33 protein-coding genes are annotated in these 24,904 nt (G+C 60.8%); 16 read left to right on the top strand and 17 right to left on the bottom strand.

The features are described from left to right. Window position 1 precedes the first annotated feature (1 nt). The 4 genes from IGB42_RS09265 to IGB42_RS09250 all read right to left on the bottom strand — a co-directional run bounded on the left by IGB42_RS09265 (window position 2) and on the right by IGB42_RS09250 (window position 2,125). Entirely contained in the window at window positions 2–352 is a 351-nt protein-coding gene (locus IGB42_RS09265; protein ID WP_159670404.1) for a hypothetical protein, read from the bottom strand. A 145-nt stretch (window positions 353–497) separates the two neighbouring features. After that, on the bottom strand, window positions 498–1,040 hold the full coding sequence (locus tag IGB42_RS09260; RefSeq protein ID WP_159670401.1) for a hypothetical protein: 543 nt from the start codon (window positions 1,038–1,040) through the stop codon (window positions 498–500). A gap of 38 nt (window positions 1,041–1,078) precedes the next feature. After that, window positions 1,079–1,501 (bottom strand): GNAT family N-acetyltransferase, encoded by a 423-nt coding sequence (locus tag IGB42_RS09255; RefSeq protein ID WP_201799882.1) that lies wholly within the window; start codon window positions 1,499–1,501, stop codon window positions 1,079–1,081. 174 nt (window positions 1,502–1,675) lie between these two features. After that, window positions 1,676–2,125, bottom strand: coding sequence for an Hsp20 family protein (locus IGB42_RS09250; RefSeq protein ID WP_159670398.1), 450 nt, complete (start codon window positions 2,123–2,125; stop codon window positions 1,676–1,678). 279 nt (window positions 2,126–2,404) lie between these two features. Here IGB42_RS09250 and IGB42_RS09245 point away from each other — a divergent pair, with 279 nt between their 5' ends. Genes IGB42_RS09245 through IGB42_RS09220 form a run of 6 tightly spaced genes read left to right on the top strand, consistent with a single transcriptional unit; the run spans window position 2,405 to window position 6,453 of the window. Beyond that, entirely contained in the window at window positions 2,405–2,737 is a 333-nt protein-coding gene (locus tag IGB42_RS09245; RefSeq protein ID WP_159670395.1) for a helix-turn-helix transcriptional regulator, read from the top strand. A gap of 25 nt (window positions 2,738–2,762) precedes the next feature. Beyond that, a complete protein-coding gene (locus IGB42_RS09240; protein WP_159670392.1) occupies window positions 2,763–3,260 on the top strand; it encodes an arsenate reductase ArsC in 498 nt (165 codons plus the stop codon). A gap of 8 nt (window positions 3,261–3,268) precedes the next feature. Then, window positions 3,269–3,994, top strand: a complete 726-nt coding sequence (locus tag IGB42_RS09235; protein WP_236822539.1) for an MIP/aquaporin family protein — start codon at window positions 3,269–3,271, stop codon at window positions 3,992–3,994. Window positions 3,995–4,018: 24 nt separating this feature from the next. Then, complete coding sequence (arsC, locus tag IGB42_RS09230; protein ID WP_159670388.1) at window positions 4,019–4,450, top strand: arsenate reductase (glutaredoxin); 432 nt, start codon at window positions 4,019–4,021, stop codon at window positions 4,448–4,450. A 54-nt stretch (window positions 4,451–4,504) separates the two neighbouring features. After that, the gene (arsH, locus tag IGB42_RS09225; protein ID WP_255461450.1) at window positions 4,505–5,224 is read left to right on the top strand and encodes an arsenical resistance protein ArsH; all 720 of its coding nucleotides are present in this window, start codon (window positions 4,505–4,507) and stop codon (window positions 5,222–5,224) included. Then, complete coding sequence (locus IGB42_RS09220; RefSeq protein ID WP_159670381.1) at window positions 5,221–6,453, top strand: MFS transporter; 1,233 nt, start codon at window positions 5,221–5,223, stop codon at window positions 6,451–6,453. The genes arsH and IGB42_RS09220 overlap by 4 nt, the downstream gene beginning before the upstream one ends. Window positions 6,454–6,653: 200 nt before the next feature. Here IGB42_RS09220 and IGB42_RS09215 read toward each other — a convergent pair whose 3' ends face one another. Continuing rightward, window positions 6,654–8,177: a SulP family inorganic anion transporter gene (locus IGB42_RS09215; RefSeq protein WP_159670378.1), complete on the bottom strand. Its 1,524-nt coding sequence runs from the start codon at window positions 8,175–8,177 to the stop codon at window positions 6,654–6,656. Window positions 8,178–8,584: 407 nt separating this feature from the next. On the opposite strand from IGB42_RS09215, the gene IGB42_RS09210 reads away from it, so the two are divergent. Continuing rightward, window positions 8,585–8,788, top strand: a complete 204-nt coding sequence (locus tag IGB42_RS09210) for a cold-shock protein (RefSeq protein WP_159670375.1) — start codon at window positions 8,585–8,587, stop codon at window positions 8,786–8,788. A 45-nt stretch (window positions 8,789–8,833) separates the two neighbouring features. Further along, window positions 8,834–9,307 (top strand): hypothetical protein, encoded by a 474-nt coding sequence (locus IGB42_RS09205; protein ID WP_159670372.1) that lies wholly within the window; start codon window positions 8,834–8,836, stop codon window positions 9,305–9,307. A gap of 153 nt (window positions 9,308–9,460) precedes the next feature. On the opposite strand, the gene IGB42_RS09200 is transcribed toward IGB42_RS09205, so the two are convergent. Together IGB42_RS09200 and IGB42_RS22440 are read right to left on the bottom strand one after the other, a co-directional pair. Then, the gene (locus IGB42_RS09200) at window positions 9,461–9,700 is read right to left on the bottom strand and encodes a hypothetical protein (RefSeq protein WP_159670369.1); all 240 of its coding nucleotides are present in this window, start codon (window positions 9,698–9,700) and stop codon (window positions 9,461–9,463) included. Window positions 9,701–9,874: 174 nt separating this feature from the next. Continuing rightward, on the bottom strand, window positions 9,875–10,003 hold the full coding sequence (locus IGB42_RS22440; RefSeq protein WP_255461449.1) for a hypothetical protein: 129 nt from the start codon (window positions 10,001–10,003) through the stop codon (window positions 9,875–9,877). On the opposite strand from IGB42_RS22440, the gene IGB42_RS09195 reads away from it, so the two are divergent. After that, window positions 10,003–10,251 carry a hypothetical protein gene (locus IGB42_RS09195; protein ID WP_159670366.1) on the top strand — a complete coding sequence of 83 codons (249 nt, stop codon included), beginning with the start codon at window positions 10,003–10,005 and terminating at the stop codon, window positions 10,249–10,251. The genes IGB42_RS22440 and IGB42_RS09195 overlap by 1 nt on opposite strands. Before the next feature lie 151 nt (window positions 10,252–10,402). On the opposite strand, the gene IGB42_RS09190 is transcribed toward IGB42_RS09195, so the two are convergent. The 4 genes from IGB42_RS09190 to IGB42_RS09175 all read right to left on the bottom strand — a co-directional run bounded on the left by IGB42_RS09190 (window position 10,403) and on the right by IGB42_RS09175 (window position 12,444). Further along, window positions 10,403–10,723 carry a ferredoxin gene (locus IGB42_RS09190; protein WP_159670363.1) on the bottom strand — a complete coding sequence of 107 codons (321 nt, stop codon included), beginning with the start codon at window positions 10,721–10,723 and terminating at the stop codon, window positions 10,403–10,405. Beyond that, window positions 10,720–11,121, bottom strand: a complete 402-nt coding sequence (locus tag IGB42_RS09185) for a glyoxalase/bleomycin resistance/extradiol dioxygenase family protein (protein WP_159670360.1) — start codon at window positions 11,119–11,121, stop codon at window positions 10,720–10,722. The genes IGB42_RS09190 and IGB42_RS09185 overlap by 4 nt, the downstream gene beginning before the upstream one ends. A 152-nt stretch (window positions 11,122–11,273) precedes the next feature. Then, entirely contained in the window at window positions 11,274–11,843 is a 570-nt protein-coding gene (locus IGB42_RS09180) for a YdeI family protein (protein WP_159670357.1), read from the bottom strand. Between the two features lie 205 nt (window positions 11,844–12,048). Next, entirely contained in the window at window positions 12,049–12,444 is a 396-nt protein-coding gene (locus IGB42_RS09175; RefSeq protein ID WP_159670354.1) for a hypothetical protein, read from the bottom strand. A gap of 376 nt (window positions 12,445–12,820) precedes the next feature. Here IGB42_RS09175 and IGB42_RS09170 point away from each other — a divergent pair, with 376 nt between their 5' ends. Continuing rightward, on the top strand, window positions 12,821–13,108 hold the full coding sequence (locus IGB42_RS09170; protein WP_159670351.1) for a ribonuclease E inhibitor RraB: 288 nt from the start codon (window positions 12,821–12,823) through the stop codon (window positions 13,106–13,108). Window positions 13,109–13,141: 33 nt separating this feature from the next. On the opposite strand, the gene IGB42_RS09165 is transcribed toward IGB42_RS09170, so the two are convergent. Both IGB42_RS09165 and IGB42_RS09160 read right to left on the bottom strand, forming a co-directional pair. Further along, window positions 13,142–13,696, bottom strand: a complete 555-nt coding sequence (locus IGB42_RS09165) for a hypothetical protein (protein WP_159670348.1) — start codon at window positions 13,694–13,696, stop codon at window positions 13,142–13,144. Window positions 13,697–13,790: 94 nt separating this feature from the next. Continuing rightward, window positions 13,791–15,299: a phospholipase D family protein gene (locus IGB42_RS09160; RefSeq protein ID WP_201799881.1), complete on the bottom strand. Its 1,509-nt coding sequence runs from the start codon at window positions 15,297–15,299 to the stop codon at window positions 13,791–13,793. A gap of 514 nt (window positions 15,300–15,813) precedes the next feature. On the opposite strand from IGB42_RS09160, the gene IGB42_RS09155 reads away from it, so the two are divergent. Further along, window positions 15,814–16,557, top strand: a complete 744-nt coding sequence (locus IGB42_RS09155) for an ABC transporter substrate-binding protein (protein WP_159670342.1) — start codon at window positions 15,814–15,816, stop codon at window positions 16,555–16,557. Window positions 16,558–16,757: 200 nt separating this feature from the next. Then, on the top strand, window positions 16,758–17,063 hold the full coding sequence (locus tag IGB42_RS09150; RefSeq protein WP_159670339.1) for a hypothetical protein: 306 nt from the start codon (window positions 16,758–16,760) through the stop codon (window positions 17,061–17,063). A gap of 134 nt (window positions 17,064–17,197) precedes the next feature. Here IGB42_RS09150 and IGB42_RS09145 read toward each other — a convergent pair whose 3' ends face one another. Continuing rightward, window positions 17,198–17,479, bottom strand: a complete 282-nt coding sequence (locus IGB42_RS09145; RefSeq protein ID WP_159670336.1) for a putative quinol monooxygenase — start codon at window positions 17,477–17,479, stop codon at window positions 17,198–17,200. A 279-nt stretch (window positions 17,480–17,758) separates the two neighbouring features. Here IGB42_RS09145 and IGB42_RS22540 point away from each other — a divergent pair, with 279 nt between their 5' ends. The 4 genes from IGB42_RS22540 (at window position 17,759) to IGB42_RS09125 (ending at window position 21,710) form a co-directional block, all read left to right on the top strand. After that, window positions 17,759–19,177, top strand: coding sequence for a chitosanase (locus IGB42_RS22540; protein ID WP_159670333.1), 1,419 nt, complete (start codon window positions 17,759–17,761; stop codon window positions 19,175–19,177). 305 nt (window positions 19,178–19,482) lie between these two features. Then, window positions 19,483–19,872 (top strand): helix-turn-helix transcriptional regulator, encoded by a 390-nt coding sequence (locus IGB42_RS09135; RefSeq protein ID WP_159670331.1) that lies wholly within the window; start codon window positions 19,483–19,485, stop codon window positions 19,870–19,872. Window positions 19,873–19,874: 2 nt separating this feature from the next. After that, entirely contained in the window at window positions 19,875–21,200 is a 1,326-nt protein-coding gene (locus IGB42_RS09130) for a type II toxin-antitoxin system HipA family toxin (protein ID WP_159670326.1), read from the top strand. A gap of 48 nt (window positions 21,201–21,248) precedes the next feature. Continuing rightward, window positions 21,249–21,710 carry a hypothetical protein gene (locus IGB42_RS09125; RefSeq protein WP_159670321.1) on the top strand — a complete coding sequence of 154 codons (462 nt, stop codon included), beginning with the start codon at window positions 21,249–21,251 and terminating at the stop codon, window positions 21,708–21,710. 31 nt (window positions 21,711–21,741) lie between these two features. Here IGB42_RS09125 and IGB42_RS09120 read toward each other — a convergent pair whose 3' ends face one another. The 3 genes from IGB42_RS09120 to pyk are packed head-to-tail and all read right to left on the bottom strand — an operon-like array spanning window position 21,742 to window position 24,866. Next, the gene (locus tag IGB42_RS09120) at window positions 21,742–22,659 is read right to left on the bottom strand and encodes an AEC family transporter (RefSeq protein WP_159670318.1); all 918 of its coding nucleotides are present in this window, start codon (window positions 22,657–22,659) and stop codon (window positions 21,742–21,744) included. A gap of 13 nt (window positions 22,660–22,672) precedes the next feature. Beyond that, window positions 22,673–23,410 carry a TSUP family transporter gene (locus IGB42_RS09115; RefSeq protein ID WP_159670313.1) on the bottom strand — a complete coding sequence of 246 codons (738 nt, stop codon included), beginning with the start codon at window positions 23,408–23,410 and terminating at the stop codon, window positions 22,673–22,675. Between the two features lies 1 nt (window position 23,411). Next, complete coding sequence (gene pyk, locus IGB42_RS09110; RefSeq protein ID WP_159670308.1) at window positions 23,412–24,866, bottom strand: pyruvate kinase; 1,455 nt, start codon at window positions 24,864–24,866, stop codon at window positions 23,412–23,414. Window positions 24,867–24,904: the final 38 nt, after the last annotated feature.

Genomic DNA, 24,904 nt, shown 5'->3' with positions numbered 1-24,904 from the left:
ATCAATCAGCAATGCGCTGCCACAGCTCGTACTCGACCCGCACACCGTCTTCCCAGCGCTCGTTATGCCAGTCATTGCCATCCAGCCGGGCCTTGAACACGTAATCACGGAACCCTGCCGGCGGATAGGTGCCCATATCCGGGCTTTCGGTATAGACCGCGCCATCGACGCGGAAGCGGCCACTGCCCGCCGACCAGAAAGCACCCTTCTGGTACGAGATGAAGGTGAAATGCCCATCGGCCAGCACCTTGCGGGATTTGATATCCAGCGTGTCGTAATCGAGCAGATGCCCGTCATCGATGCACTCACCGGTTACCAATTGCCATGCGCCGTCAAAAGGTGATTCAGCCATGTTCCGTTCCCTCGCTTTCGTTTCATTGACAGGCAGTCATACTAGCGCGGCGTATCAGGAGCGAACAGGGGTCAGGAATGGAAATGGCACGCCTGCGGCCCGGTAGCCACATGGCCCGTGATTACATAAGCACCATCACATGGAGTCACAACACCAGCACCCTGTTACCCGGCAACAACCCCAACGGCCAATGACCGTTGGCATAGCATTGCACCACCCTGTACCAGAAGCCTTCCTGCCCCAGAAAAGCCTCTGCCGCAGCCATTCGGCAAGCGTGGCGCCCGCCCATGCATGCGGTCTCGGCCAGATTCGTTGCCCCTGATTTCAATGCCGGGTGTAGCTGTGCGTTGCGCTGGGATGTGCCTGCCACCTTGAAAGCGGCGAGCTTGGCCGCCTTGAAGCCCGGCTCTTGCCCTGTGCTCTTGGCAACGGCGAGCAACGCATCACCGTGAATCGGATCTGCTTCGTCGTGCGTGGTGGGCAGCCACGACATCCCGGCAAACGGGTAAGCCAAAGCGACGCCTGCATCGTGCGCCAAGCCAAACTCCGCAGCATTCGCCGCCCTGATGAACTGCTGCCACTGCGCCAGATCGGTGATGGGAACATATGGCTCACAGCCTTCGGCGTGACCCAGGTTGGTAAACCACGGGATGGTGGCGATTTGCTGCAACAAGGGTTCAATCGGCATGGCTGGTCACCTCGCATTGAATCGAGCGTTGAACGCCATCAGACCTGCACATGCTTTTGCAGGACTTTCCAGGTAGCCGGATCATCCCAGCCGGCCTTCAGCCAGAACGCATTGCCAACATCGTTATCGGCATAAACAAAGATATTGCATCTGGGAATATGCGCTGCGGCCAGGTGGTTGAAACAGCGCTCTACCAGCGCACGCCCCACGCCCCGGTTGCGATGCGATGGCGCAACGGCCAGATGATACAGATGGCCGGCACGGCCATTGTGGCCGCACAGCACGGTGCCGATCAGTTGGCCGTTGCGATCTGTCGCCACAAAACTCAGCCCCGGATTCCGGGCGAGGAATGCAGTAATCGCTTCAGGCGTATCTGCTTCATTCAAGGTCACGCCGGGGATGGATGTCCACAGCGCCGCCGCATCCGCATAGTCCGCCATCGAGAAAAGCCGTATTGCCATGTCCTGCAGTGCCATGCCGAAGCCTGATTGGAAGTGAATCAATCCAGAAAAGTGGGCACGCCGTCTGCCAGCAGCGCCGGGCGACATGCATGGCGATGATACAGAAATGGCCGGGAACCATGTCCCGGCCATCTGCTTTACCGCAGCACCAACGCTGAACGATCAGCGCGCTATTCAGGCTGCCTGTTTCAGCAACTGCACGTTATCGCCATCGATGGCGATCTTGCGTGGCTTGAGCGTTTCCGGCACTTCGCGCTTCAGCTCGATGTTCAGCAAGCCATTTTCCAGCGTAGCGCCAACGATGCGCACGTGGTCTGCCAGGCGGAAGCTGTGCTCGAAATCGCGGGCGGCAATGCCGTTGTGCAGATAGGTGGGGCGGGCCTCGCCGCGCTGCTTGCGGCCGGTGACTTTCAGCAGGTCACGCTCGATTTCGATATCCAGCTCGGCGCGGCTGAAGCCGGCCACGGCCATGGTGATGCGGTACTGGTCTTCCGTCACCAGCTCGATGTTGTACGGCGGGTAGCTGGGGGCGCTTTCGGTACGCAGTGCCTCGTCGAACAACTGGGCAACGCGGTCAAAGCCGATGGCGGAACGATAAATGGGGGAGAAATCAAAGCTACGCATGGTTCATATCCTCAAGGTATTAAGCAATATGGGTTGGCGGGTCTCACCATGAGCCCCCGCTGACAAGGAAAATGCGTCTCGCCAGCGGCCTTTCAAGCGTTGATCTGATTGGTGATTTTCCGGCTTGAAAAGCCCTGCCCCGCCCCCGATTTCTTGCTGTTTTGCCTGCTTGGTCCCGCGGTAATCAATCCTTGCTGCCGCCATCGAACACGGCTCGCATGGCATCCTTCAACATCGTCCCTGATTGACTTCATCCAATATTTCTATAAAAATGGAAATATGGAATCAAAAGCTGCAGTCCTCACACTGTCCGCACTGGCGCAAGACACGCGCCTGGCGATTTTCCGCCTGCTGGTCACTGCCGGCCCCGCAGGGCTGGTGGTTGGCCGCATTGGCGAAACGCTGGGCGTAGCACCCGCCACGCTGTCTTTCCACCTGAAAGAACTCACGCATGCCGGATTGATTACCGCCAGGCAGGAAAGCCGCTTCATCCACTACTCGGCCAACTACGCCGCAATGAATGAGCTGCTGGCTTTCCTCACCGAAAATTGCTGTGGTGGCATGCCATGCGGCGTTGCATCCACCGTGCAGGCCAACGGCGCCTGCTGCTGACTACCATCCCACCCGGAATCCGATCATGAGCAACAAGATTTTCAATGTACTGTTCCTGTGTACCGCCAATTCTGCCCGCAGCGTGATGTCGGAAGGCTGGCTGAATGTGCTGGGCCAAGGCCGCTTTCAGGCGTTCAGCGCCGGCAGCCATCCCAGCGGTACCGTCAACCCGATCGCCATCGAACTGCTGAACGAGATCGGCTACGACACCAGTGGCTTGTACTCCAAATCATGGGAAGCCTTTGAAGGTGCCGGCGCATCCGAGATGGATATCATCATCACCGTCTGTGACAACGCCAAAGGTGAAGTCTGCCCCATCTGGCCGGGCCACCCGCTCACCGCGCATTGGGGCTACGAAGACCCGCATGGCGAAACCGAAGAAGAAAAACGGGCATCATTCAAAAAAATCTTCTTCCAGATCAAACGCCGCATCGAGCTGCTGGTGAGCCTGCCGGATGACAAGCTGCACAGCCTGGCGCTGAAAGATGTCGTACGCGACATCGGTGAAACCAGGGTCGATTGAGCGAACCGATGATGAACCTGCAGCGTCGTCTGTTTGCCGAGTGGCTGGGTACTGCTTTCCTTCTGGCCGTGGTGGTTGGTTCCGGCATCATGGCCGAGCGCTTGTCTGGCGGAAATGTGGCCGTGGCGCTACTCGCCAATGCCATTGCCACCGGTGGCGGCCTGATCGCACTCATCCTGACCTTTGGCGGGATTTCCGGTGCGCACTTCAACCCGGCCGTTACGCTGGCCGCAACGATACGTGGCGAGCTGAGCCATCAGGATGCAGGCCTTTATGTGGTGGTGCAGATCATCGGCGCGTTCTGCGGCGTGGCTGCAGCACACGGGATGTTCAGCGAGCCGCTGTTCTTCGCCTCGCAGCACATCCGCACCGGCCCGGCGCAATGGTGGAGCGAATTCATCGCCACCTTCGGGCTATTGGCGGTGATCTTCGGCTGCTCACGCAGCCGGCCGGAAGCAGTGCCGTTTGCCGTGGCCTGTTACATCGTGGCCGCCTACTGGTTTACGGCATCCACCTCGTTTGCCAACCCGGCCGTCACGCTGGCACGTGCCGCCAGCGGTACCTTCGCCGGCATCCGCCCCATCGATGCACCGGGCTTCATCCTGGCGCAGCTGGCCGGCGCCATCGCGGCAACGTGGGTGTTCGGCTGGCTGCTGCATGACAAAGCGGCGTTATCGCTCGACCTGATGGCCAACGCCGGTGAAGACCGCACCGCTGCGCCTTTGAAAGATTGAATCATGACCGCTACGGAGCCTGCCATGTCACGCATCATCTATCACAACCCGGATTGCGGCACCTCGCGCAATACGCTGGCGCTGATCCACAATAGCGGTGTAGAGCCCACCATCATCCACTACCTGGATACCCCGCCCGGCAAGGATGAACTCAAGACGTTGATTGCCGCCATGGAAATCAGTACTCGGGCGCTGCTGCGCAAGAGCGGCACGCCATACGACGCACTGCAACTGGACGATCCCAAGTGGACTGACGATCAGTTGCTCGATTTCATGCTGGCGCATCCGATCCTGATCAATCGCCCCATCGTTGTCACAGAACTGGGTACCAGGCTGTGCAGGCCTTCGGAAGCGGTGCTCGATCTGCTGCCTGATCCGCAGCAACACGCATTCAGCAAGGAAGACGGGGAAGCCGTGATTGATGCACAAGGCAATCGGGTCAATCAGTCATCCTGATTGGCCTGAATCAGGTTGACCAAGCACGCCGCAACACACTCGAGAGGTTTGGATTTGCACACACCGAATGATCTGCCCAATATCGATAGTGACTTGTTCAAACGGCCAAACGCCTCCCGTTACGCGGCAATCGGTACTTCCGGACACCCGCCCCGCATCCTGTTGCTCTATGGCTCGTTGCGCGAGCGCTCATACAGCCGGCTGCTGACCCAGGAGGCCGCCCGCCTGCTGGAAAACATGGGTGCGGAAGCGCGCATCTTCGATCCTACCGATTTGCCGTTGCCCGATGGCGCCCCCGATGATCACCCCAAGGTGCTGGAGCTGCGCCAGCTCGCGCAATGGGCGGAAGGCATGGTGTGGTGCTCGCCTGAGCGACATGGCGCGATGACCGGCATCATGAAGGCGCAGATCGACTGGATACCGCTGTCGGTCGGCGCTGTACGCCCCACACAAGGCAAGACGCTGGCGGTAATGGAAGTATCGGGGGGCTCGCAGTCGTTCAATGCGGTCAACCAGTTGCGCATCCTCGGCCGCTGGATGCGCATGCTCACCATCCCCAATCAATCGTCAGTGCCCAAAGCGTTTCTGGAGTTCGATGAAGCCGGCCGCATGAAGCCATCGTCGTATTACGACCGCGTGGTGGATGTGATGGAAGAGCTGGTGAAGTTCACCTTGCTGACGCGTGATATCACACCGTACCTGGTGGACCGCTACAGCGAGCGCAAGGAAGACGCGGCAGCACTCTCCAAACGCGTAAACCAAGCCAATATATGAGCGGGATTGCGCCTGCCGGTAACGAACCACCTGGCGCCGCCCAACAGCCAAGGCCTGTCGGCAAAACCATAGCGGCACTCGGGACTGCGCAAACACTGGCCTGGGCATCCAGCTATTACCTGCCAGCGGTACTGGCCGATGCCCAGGCCAAATCACTGGGCCTCCCCACCTCGGCCCTCTTCCTGGCATTCAGTGCCGCGCTGCTGATCTCTGGCTTGCTTGGCCCCCAAATAGGCAAGCTGATCGATCAGCATGGCGGGCGGCACTTGCTGATGCTGTCGAGTACTTTGTTTGCGCTGGGGCTGACCATACTGGGGTTGAGCCAGGGCATGATCAGCGTGGGCATCGCTTGGGTGATACTCGGTATCGCCATGGGCATGGGGCTGTATGAAGCCGCATTTGCCACGCTGGTGGTAGCCTACGGCCAGCATGCCAGAAAAGCCATCACCGGCATCACGCTGCTGGCCGGCTTTGCCAGCACCGTCGGCTGGCCGGCAACCACCTGGCTGGTGCATACCTTCGACTGGCGCACTGCCTGTTTTGTCTGGGCGGTGGCGCACGTGCTGATCGGTTTGCCGCTGAATGTCCTGATGCCCAATACACGGCATACGGTGCTGAAGTCTGAATCGGCAGTGGAAGCGGCCAGCGGCGCCGTGCCGATCTCATCAGCAACGATGCGCATCACGATATTGATGGCCATAGCCTTTGGTCTGGCCTGGTTCATTGCCACCGCGATGGCCACACACCTGCCCCGCCTGTTGCAGGCCGCCGGCGCCACACCGGTAGCGGCCTTGAGCGCAGCCGCGCTGGTCGGCCCCATGCAGGTGATGGGGCGCATCGCGGAATTTGGCTGGCTGCGCCATCACCATGCGCTGATCTCCGCACGTTTCGCTGCGGCGCTTCATCCCATTGGCGTGGTCGTCATGCTGGCCATGGGCGGGCCGGCCGTGTTCGTCTTCACCGCCATGCACGGCATGGGCAATGGCATCATGACGATTGCCAAAGGCACCTTGCCGCTGGCCATCTTCGGCCCCGATGGCTATGGGGCACGGCTGGGATTGCTGATGGCGCCGGCCCGGATTGGTCAGGCCTTTGCCCCACTGTTGTTCGGGTTCTGTCTTGATCGCTGGGGCGCGGGCGCCGCATGGTTATCCGGCATGGCAGGCACCCTGGCGTTCCTTGCGCTGCTTTGCATCCACCTGCCTGCAAGCACCGGACAACCCCGCTAGCCGCTCCCCGCCCTGGAGCGGATGACAAAACCCAATGGAATGCGGCCGGCGAGGCGCGGCCGGCGAGGCGCGCAAAGAAACACAGGCATTACAAGACGTACGGCAAGTGTGGCTCGGCGCCCCCGGCTCGGCGCCACCAGCCAGGCGCCCCAGCTCGCCGCCCGCCCGCAACGCGGCCAGCAAGGTTTTGTTAGCGGCTCTCAGCCCAGCCGGTCATCCGCAATCCGGTAATGCGGGTCTTCGTATTCGTTCACTTCCACCATGGGCTTGGCGCGCACCAGCAACTCCAGGCAATCCGGGCTGAGGTGGCGCAGTTGCAACGATTTACCAGCCTGCTGGTAGCGCGTTGCCAGCGCATCGATGGCCTCGATGGCGGAATGATCCATCACCCGCGCATTGCGGAAGTCGATCACCACCTGCCCGGGGTCTGTGCCGGGGTTGAACAGCGCGGCAAAGTTGGCGGTAGAGGCAAAAAACAGACTGCCCTGCAGCACATACACCTTGCGGCCAGCGGCATCGATATGGGTACTGGCCCGCATCTGCCTGGCGTGCTGCCACGCAAACACCAGTGCGGCAAACACCACGCCGGCCAGCACGGCCACCGCCAGATCGGTCAGCACCGTGATCACGGTCACGCCGATCACCACGATGGCATCCTGGCGGGGAATCCGCGTCAGTGTTTGCAGGCTGCCCCAGGCAAAGGTTTTCTGGCACACCACGAACATCACGCCCACCAGCGCCGCCATGGGGATCATCTCGATCCAGCGCGACAGGAACAGGATGAAGCCCAGCAGGAACAGCGCCGCCACAATGCCGGAAAGCCGGTGGCGTGCACCGTTGCCGATATTGATCATGCTCTGGCCGATCATCGCGCAGCCACCCATGGTCGCAAAGAAGCCGGCCACCACGTTGGCGATACCCTGCGCCATGCTCTCGCGGTTGGGTTTGCCGCGGGTATCGGTGATCTCGTCGATCAGGTTGAGGGTAAGCAGCGTTTCCAGCAGGCCGATGGTGGCCAGGATCAGTGCATACGGCAGCACGATATACAGCGTGTGCAGGTCCAGCGGCACCTGCGGGATATGGAACTGCGGCAGGCCGCCGGCAATCGACCCCATATCGCCCACGGTACGGGTTTTGATGCCCATGCCGGCCACCAGCGCGCTGACCAGCAAGTTGGCTGCCAGCGACGATGGCACCAGCGTGGTCAGCCGCGGCAGCAGGTAGATGATGGCCATGGTCAGCGCAATCAGCCCCAGCATCACCCACAGCGCCTGCCCGCTGATCCAGTCACCGGCTACGCCACCCGCTGCTGGCAGGCGGAAATGCCCCAGTTGCGCCAGGAACACCACGATGGCCAGGCCATTGACGAAACCCAGCATCACCGGGTGCGGCACCATGCGGATGAACTTGCCCAGCCGGAACGCGGCAAACAGCAGCTGCAGGATGCCCATCAGCACCACGGTGGCAAACAGGTATTCCACGCCATGCTGGCTGACCAGGCTGACCATCACCACCGCCAGCGCGCCGGTAGCTGCCGAGATCATGCCCGGCCTGCCCCCCAGCGCGGCGGTCAGCAGGCAGACGATGAAAGCCGCATACAGGCCGGTCAGCGGGCTGACATGCGCCAGCAGTGCAAAGGCAATCGCTTCGGGCACCAGCGCCAGCGATACGGTAAAACCGCTGAGCACATTGATTCTGAGCGTGGCGGGGTTGAGGTCGGGCATGAAGAACTCCGGCGCGGCGCAGGCCATGCGGCGCGATATTGAATACAAGCAGATCGTTGGGGCTGGCTTGCAGCCAGTGCGGCCAACCCGGCAGCCCAGCGGGAACAGCGCTGCACCCCGGGCAAAGCAAGGACCGGGCGGGCCAGTGCCATATGGGCAAAACAGCCCGGCATACGCCCCGAAACCGCAATTATCGCACCCACACCGGCACTGCCCTGCACAAATAACTGCAGAAAAAGCTTTACCTGCGGTGATTAAGTCCGTAAAACAGGTGTTGCAGGATTTTCAAGCGCAAGACCTATAGTTACATCGTTAGCCTCACCGCAGCACACCTTGTTCCCGTATCTATTCCTTGATGTCGTGCATTTTTTGGGCATACGCTCGCAATCAATTTAAGGAATTTCATCATGGAAACAGGTACAGTCAAGTGGTTCAACGATGCCAAGGGTTTTGGCTTCATCTCCCCGTCTGAAGGTGGCGAAGATCTGTTCGCTCACTTCTCCGAGATCAAGTCGGATGGCTTCAAGAGCCTGCAAGAAGGCCAGAAAGTGACCTACACCAAAGGCATGGGCGCCAAGGGCCCGCAAGCAACCAATATTCAAGCTGCTTAATCAGCGCTGAATGGTTGTTTCAAAAGCCCCGCCTATGCGGGGCTTTTGCACGATGCAGCTGACGCAGGCTTAACGCCCTGGCTGGCATCGGCCAAAGTGGACCACCTCACGGCCACCGAACCAATCGCTGTTTACCGTTCTTTGTGGGTACTGCATACCTTGCAGCCATATCCCACAGCAGGCAACAGCACGGGCTGGCGCTGGATCGATTCCAGACCTGCCACAATAAAAGCTCAATACACAATGAAGAAAACAGAAACACATACCCAGAATGGCGATGCTCGCCGCGCCCGCGCCGAATTGAATGCCTTGTTTGGCGATAGCCCCAACAAGGATGCACCCGGCCAGCAGGAAAAATCCATCAGCGATCGCGTACTGCAAGCACAGCAACAAAGCGAAGCCAGCGCGCTGAGCAACCGGATTGAAACCCTGCGCCGCAAGCGCGAAGCCATGGCTGCCGTCCAGCAAATGGTCGCCAATTCCGGCCATACCATTGCCGATATGCAGGCGATGATCTGATTACCGCGCCCATGTTGATGTCTGCGGTCTGATGCCGATCGGCTGATTCGATCCGGCCGGTCATCAACCCCGGCCCGGCACGCATGAGCATGCTGCCCGATCAAGTGATCAGGCGGCATGCATGGCCGCTCAGCCGTAATCAGCCATCTCCATCTATACCCATGGGCCATTTGCCCGTTTCAGGATTTTCTGGGTCTCGGCAAAAATGTCATCAATGAACGGTTTTTCGCTGATGTCTTCATCCACGCCCGCCTGATCGGCAGCAACGCCATCCATCAGTGCCTGGATCAAACCCGGCTGCGTGACTTCTGCTCTTTGCAACAGCAAATCAATCAGATAAGCACACGCGGCGCTTTTGACGCGGGCTTCGTGGAGTTGTTGTTCAATCGTCATGTGTTGGCTCCCCTCCCCATACCGGCCATGCCGTCCATGAACGGCGCAGCCTGACAGTCGTGCCCGGCGCGAATGGCACCCGGTGCATCCCCGATCCGGACTTCATGCAATTTCCTTCGCACCAGTACCGCAATATCGGCAAACCGGCCAGCCAGCCGAAACGCTAACCAGCACTCACGTCACCGAAATGACGATGCGTTCGTTATCTTTGTGATCGATCACTTCCAGCAACTGGCCAATCAGCGCTTTCTCACTGATCGCCAAGCAAGGCTTTGAAATCGATATCCTCACCAGCCAGCGCATTGCTCATCCGTTTCGGCAGCAATTTTTCCGCTGCACGCAATACCTGCAGCGTAATCCGGATGATGACGTCAGGCTTTTCATTTTCGAAAATCTCGATACTGCTCACTACCATTCCTCATGAAATTGATGTCGTGATGCAGGAAACCACCCTTGCACCAGGCCAATACCCCGGAGCAGGTTTTGCCATAACCCGCCAGCCCGGGCATCTCAGGCTGGCCACCGGTTCAGGCGCCCATCAGTTGCGCTGAATCGGTCAACCGGTGATGGCCTCCAGATGGCACGGCATTGAATCCTCAACTTCGTACCTGGTGGCATCCGTCATGCGCATGGCTGCAGCAATCCGGCAATGCCTGGCAGGTAAACCAGCGCATGGCCTGCCCGCATGTCGGCAAGCGAAATTCAGTGGCCCTGCAACGGCAGGCCGTCACATTGTTCGGCTTCGCCACATCGTTCCAGTGTCTGGCGGATACCGGCGTCGCTGCCGCGATAGCGGATGCAGCGTGCCTCCGCCAATTGGATCGCTTCGATCATCAAGCTGTTTTCCGCTGCCGACGCTGGCTGGCGCTGCAGGTAGCAATGTTCAGCATCGTCGTCATAAACCAGCAATGCCGGTGCCGTGGCAATCGGTATCAGGCAGGCCATGCAGCAGCCATCCTCCACATAAAAATCGCCCGGCGCATTCAACGGGTGCGGGATGGCCTGACCGGCCTTGCGGATCATGCTACGCCTGCCGGCAGGTTCAGGTGGGTAGCCAGCCACCATATGTTGCCTGCGGCATCGGTCACGCCGGCGCTGCGGTCACCATAGTGCTGATCGGCGGGCGCACTGATGCTGGTAGCGCCAGCGGCGAGTGCGCGCGCGTAACAGGCATCCACATCCGGTACATACACATGCACCGAGCCAACCGTGGCCTGCTGGCCATCCGGATGCCCGCACACCATGATCACCGAATCGTCAACCTGCACTTCGGCATGGCGGATAACGCCTTGTTCGTCCGCCATCCGGTAGCGCTCGATGCCGTTGAAGATGTGCACCAGAAAGGCCAGCGTGGCATGGGCATCCTGCACGATCAGATAAGGCGAAACGGCACGGTGTTCAGCGGGTTTGTAGCTGGGCATGGTAACTCCGGGTGATAGTGGGCCGGCAGAATCCATGGCGCTGCCGGCGCATACGAGGTTTGAAAAGAGAATCGTTTTTCCAGAAGTACATGTTCATTCCGGTATCGCGCCGCAGCACCGTTCGTGCCGTTACCACCCCGGGTGGATATCCCTCAGGGATGCAGCCTCTCGCCCCGTGCCAGCATGTCGATGAACTCGCCCAGCTTGCGCGATCGGGTTTCCGGCTTTTTGGCATTTTGCAGCCGGAACAGGATGGCAAAGCGGTTGGCGCCGTTAAGGGTGGCGAAACATGCGGCCGCAGCCGGATTGGCATCCAGCGCGCTTTGCAGGTCATCCGGCACGGTCGAATTGCGTGCGGACGTATACGCAGCATCCCAGCGGCCATCCTGTTGCGCCAGCGCAATCTCGCGCTGGCCAGCCTGGCGCATGCGGCCGGCATCCAGCAGCGCCTGTGCCTTGTCCTTGTTGATTTGCGACCAGATGCTGCGCGCACGGCGCGGGGTGAAGCGCTGCAGCCAGTGATGTGCGTCATCCGTCTTTTTCTGGCCATCGATCCAGCCAAAGCACAAGGCCGCTTCCAGCGCTTGTGCGTAACTCAGCGTTGGCTGCGGTGCGCCTTTTTTGGCAAGGCGCAGCCAGACCACGCTGGCATCTGCGCCGTGCTGCTCCAGCCAGTCTTCCCAATCCTGCTGGGTAGCGAAAGTAAGTTGCAGATCGCTCATCGGTTGCATTCTGCCGTCATCTGGTCTCGCTTGTTTTGCCGCCAGCCAATCCGGCTGCCGTTCTATCGTTGCGGCACGCACTGCCCCGCTGCGTGATTGTCCGTATCAGTCTCACGCCCGCACTGCGTGCCGATCAGCACATTGAATGAAGCGCGCATCCAGCCGCCCTGCTTCGATCACCATGCTGCATGCAAGCAACGCTGGCCTACCAGGGGTTCCAACTGAATGGGGTGTTGGTGGTGCCCACCGTTTGTGGCGTGGCAAAGCCCAATGCGGCACTTGCCTGTACGCCTGGATCAGAGCGGGATTTCAGGAAGAAACGCACGATGCCCGGATTGGCTGCCAGGTACAATTTGACTGAAAAGCTGCTGGTATCGGCCGCCGCAGGTGCCACGATGATCCTCAACTCGGCACTGCTCAGCGTGAACGAGCTCAGCAGCAACGATGGCTGCGCCTGGATCTGCATCCCCGAGCTTGGCCCCGCCGGCCCACCGCTGAAACTGATCGGCGTGCCATCCGCCACAAGATCCAGCAAGATCATCTGGCCAGCAGCAACCTGGCTGAACTGAAGCGTGATGTTCTGATAACTCTCGTTACTCACAGGCGGGCTCCCGACGCGCTGGCGTGATGGCGATGACAAGGCACTGCGCGGCATGCTGCATCGCACTACAATGGCAAGCCTAACATGTTAGCCTGGTGTAAGTCTTGCAAGGGAAATTGGTGAACAGGTCTCACCTGATCCCATTGCATCTCCAGCCTTGTCTTCATGCGAGCTCTGCTAGGCTGCAACTGCGATTCTGCGGGTGCAGCAATCCACATCGTGCCGAACCGCAGAGCGTAGCCATTTTCCCCCTTCAAAACGTCATTGCCGGGTAGCCTTCCGGCATTTTTACAAGGCTTTCCCATGGCCAGTGCAGCACACGAAAAAGTCATTCATAACGCAAATTGGTGGTCGGTATGGCTGGGGGGTCGGACTAGTGCCGGGCATCGATTTCCCGGTGGAATTCCACTTTTATTCGGCAGACCATAAAAGTGCCGATGCCTTGATATCCGGCTTGGGCAACCGTGGCATGCTTGTCACCAAGCGCACCAAACGCACACTGATCATCTTCAAGGGTTGGGAGGTCACTGTAACGATTTCCCGGCCATGGACGCTGGAGCAGCTGGATCAGCAATGCGTACAGTTCGCCACGCTGGCTGAGCAGTTGTCGATCGACTTTGAACGCTGCGGTGCCTATATCCGCCCGGCAGGCGTAACGGCCTGATTGCCTCGCTGGGCAACAAAGGGCAGAGCGGTGCTAGATCGCGCTTCCGGCAGCAATGGTGCTGGCTTGCGGCACAGGTGCCACCGCCGTTTCCATACCCAAGTTGCGCAACAGGCCCCGGCCTTTGTCAGTCAGGTGCAGTTCTGCCACCAGCGCACCGTTGCTCATGGTTTTGGTTTCTACGCTGGCCAGGCCCTGCTGCTGCAGTACCTCGAAGCGCTCTTTCTTTTTCAGGTAGGTATCGCCCACCCAGAGCTGGCCGCCCGGCTCGCCGGCGTTGATCAGCAGCGAGAGCGAGATCGGGTGGATGCCGCCCAGCACTGCGGCCACATCCTTGATTTCACCGGCCAGCGCGGCGCGCTTTTCCGGGTCTTTCTGCCCGGCCAGATCATCGATGCGCGATTCGATATAGCCGGATGCGGTTTCGTTGAAACTGAACTTGGCCCCCGCCACCTCGCCGGAGCTTAGCCGCTCGCTCAGCGCGGCAATCTTGTGCCGGAACAGGCACAGCACGATCACCACCACGATGGGCCAAGTCAGTGAAGACAAAAACGCCAGCCAGGCCTTGGTCAGTTCCAGTTCGATCATTGCGTTACTCTCGGCAATTGCCGCTCAGCCAGCCGATGACAGCCGGGCATTGCAGCATGAGGTTCCCGCCATGGCAGCAGCCACGGCAGCCGGTTCACAGTTCGGATTCAATCGGCAGTATGCTTAAAAACCAGATGCCGATGCGCCGCAGCGCGGATACTTCCGGTTCGTCCCGTTCGGTAATCGCGCCACCCGGTTCGCTATCGATCCAGACGATGTGCTCCCGGCCCTGCTCATCGTTGCGCAATGCCAGCCGCCAGGCAATCCGGTCCAGCTGCGGCAGCAGGCTGTCCACCACTTCCCCGGCCAGCATGGGGCTTTCGCAATACACGCCGATTTCGGTATTGAGCATCACCGAGCGCGGATCCAGGTTCATCGAGCCAACAAAGATGCTGCCGCGGTCAAATACATAGGTCTTGGCGTGCAGTGATGCCTTCGAGGACCCCAGCAGCGATTTCTTGTGCGCCTTGCCATCGTCGCTGGCTGCCGGCTTGAGCTCATACAGGTGGATGCCCGCTGCCAGCAGATCCTTGCGATAGCGCTGGTAGCCGGCATGCACGGCGCTGACATCGGTGGCAGCCAGCGAATTGGTCAGCACCGTCACCTGCACGCCGCGCTCGCTCAGCCCGCGCAGCCAGGCTACGCCGGCATCACCGGGGATGAAATACGGCGATACCACCAGCATCTGCCGGGTGGGCGCCACGTGCAGCGCCTGCAATTGCGGCAGCAGATGCCCCTGCGTATCTTCCGGCGCCCGGCTGATCTTGGCCGGGTCGTCGTACAGCACCGTGGCCTTGCCCCATGCAAAATCCACGCCGCCTTCATCCAGGAACTGCGCCAGCCGCTGCCCTACCTGTGTCACATACGGGCTGGCCCGCTCCGCAGCAACAAAGGCATCCAGTTTGGCGCGATAGCCGGCCAACGCATCGGCTGCGGCGGCACGGCCCATCAGCCGCTCGATCGGGTAGGCGGAATCCGCATTCCAGAACGCATCGAACGCGGTGGATACCTGCGGCACCACCACGCCGTGCATCAGGATATCCAGGTCACCGAATGCCACCTCGCTGGAAGCGCCGAAGTATTCATCGCCGATATTGCGCCCGCCCAGGATGGCCGCCTGGTTGTCGGCAATCAGCGCCTTGTTGTGCATGCGCCGGTCGATGCGGCCGAAATCCACCAAGGCGCTGATGCGCTTGAAGCGGCGATTGGCCACCGGGTTGAACAGCCGCACGCTGATATTGGGGTGCGATGCCAGCGCCAGCAACACCTGGTCATCCGCATTGGTACCCAGGTCATCAAGCAGCAGCCGCACCCGCACGCCACGGTCTGCGGCGCGCAGCAGCGCATGCGCCAGATGCCGGCCAGTCAGGTCGTCGTGCCAGATGTAGTACTGCAGATCCAGGCTGTGATCTGCGGCCTCCGCCAGCGCGATGCGCGCAAGCAAAGCATCCACGCCGTCCGGGAGCAGGTGCATGGCGGTGCTGTCCGCATGCTGCCGTTCTGCCGCCGCATAGGTATTGCCCAGCCGCGTATCCGCCTGCCGTGCCAGTGCCTGTGTCGCCACCCGGTCCGCCTGCGGTGGCAAGCTGGCGCACGCCGACATCAAAACCGCCACCATCATCGCCATCAGACTGCACCCTTTGCGCATTGCACACCCCGCCCGCAACCAGATGCCGGGCCTGATCAACCATCAAGCGACCCGTGGGCCCATGCCCACCGATCCCCCTGCAACAATGCAAGGCATTGGCTGCCATTCTAGAACGCGGCAGCAAAAGTGGCTGCACAGTTGCACGTGCGCAGCTGTGGCGGCGGCCACAGCCCCTCTCCCCCGCCGCCTGCCAGCTCGGGCTCCGCAGCCGTGGCCTCGCGTCCCTGTCCACTATGCTGGGAGCCATATCAGGTAGAAGTTGGGCATGCATTGCGTGCCGCGCAACGCCTGTGCGCAGGCACCAACCCGCTTATGGTTTAAACCACAACCAGCCACCGCCGCAGCGTGCAAAGTTGCACCCCGCGCCGCTATCCTTTGTAATGATCTACGGCGCCGGTTGGCCTTGCATCCGGCAAGGGCAGCATCGGCGGGCACTGTGGTGGATCGTATTGCATTGATGAAACGCTGCTTGCTCCTGCTGCTGTGTAGCACCCTGTGGGCCAGCGCTTGCCCGGGGGCCGACCTGCGCGCCTACAGTGAGGAATTCGCCCCGTTCAACTTTACCGAGCAGGGGCAATTTCGCGGGCTGGCGGTCGAGGTACTGCAGCAGGTCAGCAAAGCAGCCGGCCTGCAGGTGGACACCGCCGTGCTGCCGTGGCCGCGCGCGGTGCTGCGTAACGGCGAGGATGCCGACAGCCTGCTGTTCACCACCGTACGCACGCCACAGCGCGAGAAACAATACCGCTGGGTAGGGCCGATCGACGATTGCGCGGTGGTGGTGATGAAGCGCAAGGACAACACGCGCGTGCAGATCACCTCACGCGCCGACATCGGCCAGTACAGCATCGGCTTGCCCACGCATGGCGCGGATCTGGATATCTTCCAGGCACAGCACCTGTCGCTGGACAAGGCCATCCTGGTGCCCGGCTCCGGCAGCCTGATCCGCATGTTCTATGCCGGCCGTTTCGATCTGCTGTCCGGCATCCAGCTCTCTTACGCGTACCAGGCACGCCAGTACGGTCTGCCGCCATCGCGGCTGCAGGTGGCCTATGTGCTGGACCCCGGTCAGGGCTGCTATTTCGCCTTCAACCCCAAGGTGAATCCACAGCTGCTGCAGCGCTTCGAGGCGGCTTTCCATGCGCTGGCGCGCAGCGGGCAATTGCAGGTGCTGCGCGACAGATATCTGCAGCAGGGCCCGGAAAACACGCGTTAGACCGGCGCGCCGCGTACTCCGGCATGAAGCGTGCCATCCCGTCTACCTCCTGCCTGTGCAGCTCAGGCAGCGGGCCCGAAATATACCTACCGCTGGTACTGTTGCATGGTAAGACAATGCACATAAGCGTGTAGGATGATCGCTGGACTTGGGGGCTGCGCAATGTGCTTTGCTGCCAGGTGCATACAAGGTACACGCACATGAAAACCTCTGAACTGATTGCAGAGCTGCAGCGGGAAGCCGCGCTGGTATGGCCACTCGATCCGGAAGTGGTTACCCAGGACAGCAACTGCTATCCGCGGCCCATCACCAGGGTGGAGCATGGCGAAAGCCTGGCAACCCGGCTGGTGCTGCGCGGCGATACACCCCCGCCCACAGACTGGAAAATGGATTACCTGAGCGCTGAAGAATACGAATTCATCTATGCATTGCGGCTGACTAGCGCATCCGCACGCAACAAGGTACTGGCGATGTTCAGCCGTGCCAGCGAAGCAGTCACCGCATAGCAATACCCAACCCGCGCGCCACCGGTAACGGGTAGGCCAGCGGCACAGCGCCATACCTCTTCCGTTCTCATACATCGACGCCCGCACGCAACGGCAATCTGGTCCTTGCGTGCCCTTTCAGGCACAGCTGCGTGCTATAGCTGCCCCGCCTCCAACTGATCCAGATAGATGAACTCCGGCGCCTTCACGCCCGCTTCCTGCCTGATCTGCACCAGCTGTGGCGATTCGAAAAACGCTTTCGCATCCGCAATCGATGTCCAGGCCGAGAAGTGCACGATCCGGTTCGGCTCGTTCTGGTACTTCAGCACCTGGTAGCTGCGCTCGCCCGCTTCGCGCCGGATGCCGGCTGCACCATCGAACACCGCCTTCCACGCCGGGTAATCTGCCACTTCATGAATGATCAGTACGTATTGCATGTTTGCCCCTTGGGTTTGACCTGTGCCCCAGTGTGCCGCAACAGCACGCTGCCACGCCAAATCCGTGAAAACCAACCGGGCCCCACCAGGCAATCAAGCCATTGATTAAAATGGATAAATACAGAAAAAGTTGCACATTCCGTGAAAGCACCCGCGCTGCCCGCTAGGCAGAAACACGCGTACACGAAAAGATGTGCCGGCAATCGATGCCAAGGCAGCAAAGGTGTTGCCCGCATCCATAACCAGTTCCGGCACGCACCGGGATGGAGAGAGACCACAATGAAAAACACCACCTATCGCGCCCTCAAGCCACTGCTGGGCCTGTTGATGGGCAGCAGCCTGCTGATCAGCACCGCGCTGGCAGCAGACAGCTGGCAAGAAGGCACTACCTACACCGCAGGCACCGTGGTCAGCTACAACGGCCAGGATTATCGTGCACTGGTTACGCACACCGCCTATGTGGGCGCCAACTGGAATCCGGCCGGCACGCCCACGCTGTGGGCGGCGCAAGGCACCAGCACCGCCACGCCAATCCCCACGCCAACCAGCAAACCTACCAGCCTGCCGACCACAACGCCGACCGGTGCCCCGGTTACCAGCGCGCCGACAGCCACCCCCAAGCCAGCTACGCCTACCCCGGTCAGCAGCACCTGCTATGCCGCATGGAGTGCCACCAGCGTGTACACCGGCGGCCAGCGCGTAACGCAGCAGAACGTCAATTACGAAGCCAAGTGGTGGACACAGGGCGATAACCCCGCGCTCTCTACCGCAGATGGCGTGTGGAAGAACCTGGGCAACTGCGGCAGCAGTAACACTCCTGTGCCCACCGTCACACCCAAGCCAACCACGGCCCCGATAACGCCGACACCGAAACCGACTACTGCGCCAATCACCCCGACGCCCAAGCCGACCACCGCGCCGGTCACACCGACCCCGAAGCCCACCACGGCACCGGTAACGCCAACGCCGACAACCGCACCGACCGCAGTACCGGGCGGCGCCAACCTGGATGACCCGGCGAAGAAGGAAATCGCCATGCAACTGGTCTCCAGCGCAGAAAACTCCTCGCTCAACTGGCGCGGCCAGTTTGCCTATATCGAGGACATCGGCGATGGCCGCGGTTACACCGCCGGCATCATCGGCTTCTGCTCGGGCACCGGCGACATGCTGGAGCTGGTGGAGTACTACACCGCGCAGGTACCGGGCAACAACCTGGCCAGCTACCTGCCGGCATTGCGCGCAGTGAACAACACCGCTTCGCACGCCGGTCTGGACCCGAACTTCACCAGCGCCTGGAAAACCGCCGCAGCCGACAGCCGCTTCCAGGCTGCCCAGGAATACGAGCGCGATACCGTGTACTTCAACCCGGCGGTAAAGCTGGCCAAGCAGGATGGCCTGCATGCACTGGGCCAGTTTGCCTACTACGATGCCGCGGTGGTGCACGGTTTTGAAGGGCTGCAAAGCGTACGCCGCGCCGCACTGAAGAAAGCATCGGTACCATCGGCCGGCGGCGCCGAGGTGACTTACCTCAACGCCTTCCTGGATGCCCGCGTGGTGGAAATGAAGAAAGAAGCCGCACATGAAGACGTTAGCCGCATCGAAACCGCCCAGCGCGTGTTCCTTACCAACGGCAACCTCAACCTCGACACACCGCTGTACTGGAAGGTGTACGGCGATTCGTTCTCTATCCTGAAGTAAGCCGCCCGGCCGCAAAGCAATGCGGCAAGGGACAACAGCCCCTCAAGCTTGAGGGGCTGTTTTTGTTTGATTGCAACGCGCATCACTGCGCTTGTTCAACTTGAGCAGAACAGCCACGTGCCCGTTTCGGCGTTTTCCGGGCACGATGTGGCGGCTTGATCGGGTTTCGCAGAAACGAAAAATACAGCCTATAAGCTGTTAATAACAAATACAGCCTTTAATTTGTATCAATCCAAAACAGCTCATACACTGTATGGGGCAAACCCGGTTGCGGCTGCAAACAAGCCTGCCAAACAGAAGGCGACATGAACTACCAAATCAAGACAGTGCAGCAGTTACGCCCCATTTTGCTCGGGTTCCGCAGGCAGGCAGGCCTGACGCAGGCAGCCATCGCCGCGCAATTGGGCATCACCCAGCAAAGCTATGCCGCGCTGGAAGCAAACCCTGCTGCGGCCAGCTTTGAACGTCTTTTCAAGGTATTGCGCTTGCTGGATGTGGATGTACAGCTTGCCTCTGCCAAGCAGGTGCGCCACTTGCATTGCTATCGCTCTGTACCGGCGTTGACCGCCGCCAACGTGGCAAATATCCGCAAACCCGGCACACCAAGCACTGCAGGCAAGGATGAAACGCAACCAATGCCATCCCACCCGGCAGCACCGATGGCAGTCCGCCCGAAAAAGCACGAGGACTGGTAAGCATGGACAGCTTGAATATCTGGATGAACGGCCTTCCGGTAGGGGTGTGGACTCAGCGCAGGGACAGCGCGCGATTCGCCTACTTCGACGAATGGGTCAACGATCCACAAGGCCGCCCGCTATCACTTTCCCTGCCTTTCACGCCCGGTAACCAGCCTCTTCAAGGCGATGTGGTCAGCAACTACTTCGATAACCTGCTGCCTGACAACGAACAGATCCGCCGCCGCCTCGCCCAGCGTCACCGCACAGCCAATCAGGCCCCGTTTGCGTTGCTTGCCGCCCTTGGCCGTGACTGTGTCGGTGCCATCCAGTTGCTGGGCCAGAACGAAACCCCTACCGATATCCATACCATCAGCGGCCATGTGCTGGACGAGGCACAGATAGCCCGGCTGTTGCGCAATAGCACCTCGGCGGAACCATTGGGGCGACATCCCGATGGCGACGGGGATTTGCGCCTGTCCATTGCTGGCGCCCAGGAAAAAACCGCGCTGCTGTATCACGACAATCAGTGGCTACTGCCACATGGCAGCACGCCCACCACGCATATTTTCAAGCTGCCCATCGGCCTGGTCGGCGGCATGCAGGCGGATATGCGTACCTCGGTCGAAAACGAATGGCTGTGCGCCAGAATCGTTGCAGCCTATGGCCTGCCCATTGCCAATTGCGAAATCGCCCGGTTCGAAGACCAGAAGGTATTGATCGTGACGCGCTTTGATCGTCGCCCGGCGGCAGATGGCAGCTGGATCATGCGCCTGCCGCAGGAGGACATGTGCCAAGCCACCGCAACGCCGCCACACCGCAAATACCAGAGCGATGGTGGGCCGGGCATTGCGCAGATCATGGATGTACTGCTGGGTTCGGATCGCGCCGCTGCGGATCGCCATGCCTTTTTCAAGGCGCAACTGGTGTTCTGGCTGCTGGCCGCAACAGACGGACATGCCAAGAATTTCAGCATTGCGCATCACGCGGGCAACCGTTTCACCAGCACGTCACTCTACGATGTGCTGTCGGCACACCCGATCATCGGGCCTGGTGCCAATCAGCTGGCGCAGCAAAAAGCCCGACTGGCCATGGGGGTGCGCAGCAGCACGCTGCACTGCGAGATCAGCAGGATTCAGCGCCGGCACTGGATCGCGCAAGCGCAGCGCGCCGGCCTGGCCACAGATGAAGTCGAGGCGATGATCGCAGCACTGATCAGCGCGACTGCACGCGTCATCGATCAGGTCAGCACCATGCTGCCTGCGGGCTTTCCCGCCGATCTGGCCGAAGCGGTCTTTGCTGGCTTGCGCCAGCAAAGCGAGCGCCTGGCGAGTATGCCAAACACGTAATAAGCTGGCTGCGGCAAAGCATCAATCAGAAAGCGACAAGAACCATCGATGCCAACGAACATTGCACCCCGCGCCCGATCCATGCTGATTGCCGCTGGCCTGCTCATTTGCGGCGTTCTCTGGTGGAAGGCAACGCCCACCCAGCGCCATGGGCCGCCCAAATTCGGCGGCACAGAGATGTACGCACTGAAGAAAGAGCTGGCGCTGATCACGCCGCCCGCAGGGATATCCCGCACCGCAACGGACGATGACGGCTGGCAGAACACCCAAGCGCACTACAGCACCGGCTATGCAGCCGCTGATGGCAAGACATTGCCCACCGTTGATTTCGCCGCCGCGCTGGCCGTGGCCGGCTGGCAGCAGGTCGGTGACGGGCAAGCCCCATGGGCGCACACCTTCTGCAAGGCAGACCATGCCGCAACCGTGACCAGACATGGCGATCACTACCATCTGAGCCTCTACTGGCAGCAGGGAATCGATCCATGCCTGGCAGCCAGCAGCAAGAGTTGAAGCCTGTTACAGCCTTGCAGCGACCGCGTCATCAATGCCGCGACAGCATCAGGATCAGCGGCATGGTGATGGCAGCCAGTGCGGTTTGCACGGTGATGATGCCCGCGGCCAGCCGGTGATCGCCACCCAGCAACTTGGCCATGATGTACGCCGATGGCGTGCATGGCAGCGAGTTGAACAGCACGATGATGGTCAGCGCCGGGCCTTTCACACCCAGCGCGATGCCGAACCATAATGTCAGCACCGGCACCAGCAACAGCTTGATGAATGACGACTGCAGCACCGGCCCATGCGCGGCGCGCGCCGCGCGCATGTCCAGCCCGGCCCCCACCGCCAGCAAGCCCAGCGGCAGCGATGCACTGCCGAGGATGGTGAGCATGTTGCCGATCACTTCCGGCAATACAAGCCCGCTGAGATTGAAAACCGCCCCCAGCAACACCGCCAGGATCACCGGGTTGCGCACCAGCGCCCTGCCCAGTTGCCGCAAGGTGGGCCGGCCACCGCTGCCGTAATGCATCAGCACCACGATGGAGGCGATATTGAGCAGGGGGATCGCCACCGCGATGCTGATCGATGTCACCGTCAGCCCCACCGTGCCATACATGGCTGCGGCCGCAGCCACACCCACATAGGTATTGGGCCGCAGCGATCCCTGGATCACCGAAGAAAATACCGCACCCGGCTGCTTGCGCCAGAACCGCCACACGTAGAGCACCAGCGCCCCCGCCGCCACCGCCCCCAGCACCGCAATGGCGATGGGGCGCACCGGAAACTGCGCCAGGTTGGCCTTGGCCACCTGGCTGAACATCAGCGCCGGAAACAGGTAGAAGTAATTCAGGTGCTCGCACGGCAACCAGAATTCGTCTGCCAGCAGCCGGCGCTGGCGCAGCGCGAAGCCCATGAAAATCAGGATGAAAATGGGCGCAAGCGCAGTCAATACAGCAATCATCAGATACCTTGTGCTACAGCAAATGCGCTTTGGCCAGCACCGCCACGCCATACACGGCAATGAATGCGGTGATGCTGCGATCGAACAACGGCGCACTGGCCCGCGTGAACAGCACATTGCCGACCACGAAGTACGCCACTGCGGCAATCGGCGCCACCAGCAAGCCGTTGAGCGATAGCGAAGCGGGCTTGAGCAAGGCCAGCGTACTGAGCTGGATGGCGCCAAACAGCAAGTAGTAGCGCGCAATGGTGGCACGAACCACGTGCTTGTCCTTGTGCACGCTGGTGGCGTACAGCGCCAGCAGCGCGCCGCCCATATTGGTCAGCCCGTGCAGCACGCCCATTACCGCCACATACACGGATTGCTGGCGATCCAGCACCGTGCGCAAGCGTTCCTGCAATGCGCGCCAGTAACGCAGCGCTGCAGCAGCCAGCATGGTGATGCCCAGCCACAGCTCGATATGGGCCTTCCAGTTGAGCAGGATCAACAGGCTGAGCGCGGCCACGATAGCCACCGCGCAAACGCCCATATTGATCTTGTCCTGCCGCAGCCACGCAATCTGCCGCGCGGCGTGCACCTGGATAATGGATATCGTCATCGACGCCGGCAGCAGCAAGCCCAGCACCACGGTAAAATCAAAACCCAGCAACAGCAAGGTGGGCGTACCAAATACCAGGATGCCCATGCCAAAAACGGACTGGATCACCGCCAGCACTGCAATCAGGCCGGCGTGCAGGTAAATGGCATCCATGTCACACCCCCACGGCGCTGGTAAGCGGCGCTGAAGCTGCCACAGCGTGCCATGCCTGCTCACGCGCCAGTTGCCCCACCTGTACGGTTTGCAGCAGGTTCAGCGAAGACTGCGCGTTGTCGCTGGCTGCCTGCACCAGCAACACGATGTCGCGCTCGTGCAGATGGCCTTGCTCCCACAGCACCTTCAGCGCCAGCAGACCGGCATCGGGCGCCACAAACGGAATTTGCGGCAGGTAGATGCCGGTAGCGCCCGGCAACAGGTTCCAGGTGCGGACCAGCGCCTGATCGTTGCCGACCACCAGAATGGGCTGGCGCAGCGCTGCCATGGCAACCAGCCGTGCCGCGTAGCCCGTTTGCGACAGCACCACCACCTGCGAGATCGGCAAGGTGCGGGTCAGTGCCAGCGTGGCCGCGCGCAGGTCGGTGGGCGTAGTGGCATCGTTGCCAACGTAATGCGTAACCGGGTGATAGTGCGATTCGGCCAGCGTAACGATGCTGCGCAGCCGCGCCACCGCCTCTACCGGGAATTTGCCCACGGCGGTCTCGCCGGACAGCATCACTGCCGTGGCGCCGTCGATCACCGCATTGGTGATGTCGCCGATCTCCGCCTTGGTGGGCAGCGGGTTGTCGATCATGCTGTGCAGCAGCTCGGTCGCCACGATCACCGGCTTGCCGTGGCGGCGCGCCGCCGAGATGATGCGCTTCTGGTAAATGGATACATAATCCACATTGGTTTCCACCGACAGATCGCCACGGTCGATCATGATCACATCGGTGGCGGCAGCGATCTCTTCCACATGATCCAGCCCGCCCTGGTTTTCCACCTTGGCGACGATCTGCGGCGTGCTGGCGCCGATCAGATCACGGATGGCCTCCACGTGCGCGGCGCTTTCCACAAAGCTGATGCCGACGAAATCGACACCATGCTGCCGGGCAAAGGCGATCATCTCCCGATCCCGCGCGGTTACCAGCTGCTGGCCCAGATCGATCTCCGGCACGTTGATGCCCTTGCGGCTTTTCAAGGTGCCAGCGGCCTCTGCCCGCAGATGGATATCGCGTCCATCGATGGCATCCACCACGAAAGACAGCGTGCCATCGTCGGCAAACACCCGTACGCCCACCCGCAGCTTCTCGTGCAGTACATCGTAATTCACCGGCACCTTGCTGCTGCCGTCATGGCTGATATCGGTGGTGAGTACCACGATATCGCCCACCGCAAACGAGGGTTCCACACGCAGTTGCGTGGTGCGGATCTTGCGGCCGGGGATATCCAGCAGGATGGGCACATCCGGCAAGGTGTGGCGGATCAGCGCGATGGTTTCTGCGTGCCATGCCAGGTTGCCATGCGAGCCATTGAGGCGGGCCACGGTCACACCGGCATCGCGCAGCGCGCGCAGCACGTCAGCAGTGTTGGAAACCGGCCCGATTGTTGCCACTACGCTTGTTTTCGACATATCACATTTCGCCAAGTGAAAGATTGTGGCGAGAAATA

This window comes from Andreprevotia sp. IGB-42, assembly GCF_009848685.1.
Lineage (GTDB): Bacteria > Pseudomonadota > Gammaproteobacteria > Burkholderiales > Chitinibacteraceae > Andreprevotia.
The sequence above is the reverse complement of the archived record's forward strand: the minus strand, read 5'-3'. Positions and strand labels throughout refer to the sequence as shown.

Bases quoted from the DNA above. Each gene is read 5' to 3' on its own strand.
- IGB42_RS09265 (WP_159670404.1), bottom strand. From the start codon at position 352: ATGGCTGAATCACCTTTTGACGGCGCATGGCAATTGGTAACCGGTGAG.
- IGB42_RS09260 (WP_159670401.1), bottom strand. From the start codon at position 1,040: ATGCCGATTGAACCCTTGTTGCAGCAAATCGCCACCATCCCGTGGTTT.
- IGB42_RS09255 (WP_201799882.1), bottom strand. From the start codon at position 1,501: ATGGCAATACGGCTTTTCTCGATGGCGGACTATGCGGATGCGGCGGCG.
- IGB42_RS09250 (WP_159670398.1), bottom strand. From the start codon at position 2,125: ATGCGTAGCTTTGATTTCTCCCCCATTTATCGTTCCGCCATCGGCTTT.
- IGB42_RS09245 (WP_159670395.1), top strand. From the start codon at position 2,405: ATGGAATCAAAAGCTGCAGTCCTCACACTGTCCGCACTGGCGCAAGAC.
- IGB42_RS09240 (WP_159670392.1), top strand. From the start codon at position 2,763: ATGAGCAACAAGATTTTCAATGTACTGTTCCTGTGTACCGCCAATTCT.
- IGB42_RS09235 (WP_236822539.1), top strand. From the start codon at position 3,269: ATGATGAACCTGCAGCGTCGTCTGTTTGCCGAGTGGCTGGGTACTGCT.
- arsC (WP_159670388.1), top strand. From the start codon at position 4,019: ATGTCACGCATCATCTATCACAACCCGGATTGCGGCACCTCGCGCAAT.
- IGB42_RS09220 (WP_159670381.1), top strand. From the start codon at position 5,221: ATGAGCGGGATTGCGCCTGCCGGTAACGAACCACCTGGCGCCGCCCAA.
- IGB42_RS09215 (WP_159670378.1), bottom strand. From the start codon at position 8,177: ATGCCCGACCTCAACCCCGCCACGCTCAGAATCAATGTGCTCAGCGGT.
- IGB42_RS09210 (WP_159670375.1), top strand. From the start codon at position 8,585: ATGGAAACAGGTACAGTCAAGTGGTTCAACGATGCCAAGGGTTTTGGC.
- IGB42_RS09200 (WP_159670369.1), bottom strand. From the start codon at position 9,700: ATGACGATTGAACAACAACTCCACGAAGCCCGCGTCAAAAGCGCCGCG.
- IGB42_RS22440 (WP_255461449.1), bottom strand. From the start codon at position 10,003: ATGCGCTGGCTGGTGAGGATATCGATTTCAAAGCCTTGCTTGGCGATC.
- IGB42_RS09190 (WP_159670363.1), bottom strand. From the start codon at position 10,723: ATGATCCGCAAGGCCGGTCAGGCCATCCCGCACCCGTTGAATGCGCCG.
- IGB42_RS09185 (WP_159670360.1), bottom strand. From the start codon at position 11,121: ATGCCCAGCTACAAACCCGCTGAACACCGTGCCGTTTCGCCTTATCTG.
- IGB42_RS09180 (WP_159670357.1), bottom strand. From the start codon at position 11,843: ATGAGCGATCTGCAACTTACTTTCGCTACCCAGCAGGATTGGGAAGAC.
- IGB42_RS09165 (WP_159670348.1), bottom strand. From the start codon at position 13,696: ATGATCGAACTGGAACTGACCAAGGCCTGGCTGGCGTTTTTGTCTTCA.
- IGB42_RS09160 (WP_201799881.1), bottom strand. From the start codon at position 15,299: ATGTCGGCGTGCGCCAGCTTGCCACCGCAGGCGGACCGGGTGGCGACA.
- IGB42_RS09150 (WP_159670339.1), top strand. From the start codon at position 16,758: ATGAAAACCTCTGAACTGATTGCAGAGCTGCAGCGGGAAGCCGCGCTG.
- IGB42_RS09145 (WP_159670336.1), bottom strand. From the start codon at position 17,479: ATGCAATACGTACTGATCATTCATGAAGTGGCAGATTACCCGGCGTGG.
- IGB42_RS22540 (WP_159670333.1), top strand. From the start codon at position 17,759: ATGAAAAACACCACCTATCGCGCCCTCAAGCCACTGCTGGGCCTGTTG.
- IGB42_RS09135 (WP_159670331.1), top strand. From the start codon at position 19,483: ATGAACTACCAAATCAAGACAGTGCAGCAGTTACGCCCCATTTTGCTC.
- IGB42_RS09130 (WP_159670326.1), top strand. From the start codon at position 19,875: ATGGACAGCTTGAATATCTGGATGAACGGCCTTCCGGTAGGGGTGTGG.
- IGB42_RS09125 (WP_159670321.1), top strand. From the start codon at position 21,249: ATGCCAACGAACATTGCACCCCGCGCCCGATCCATGCTGATTGCCGCT.
- IGB42_RS09120 (WP_159670318.1), bottom strand. From the start codon at position 22,659: ATGATTGCTGTATTGACTGCGCTTGCGCCCATTTTCATCCTGATTTTC.
- IGB42_RS09115 (WP_159670313.1), bottom strand. From the start codon at position 23,410: ATGGATGCCATTTACCTGCACGCCGGCCTGATTGCAGTGCTGGCGGTG.
- pyk (WP_159670308.1), bottom strand. From the start codon at position 24,866: ATGTCGAAAACAAGCGTAGTGGCAACAATCGGGCCGGTTTCCAACACT.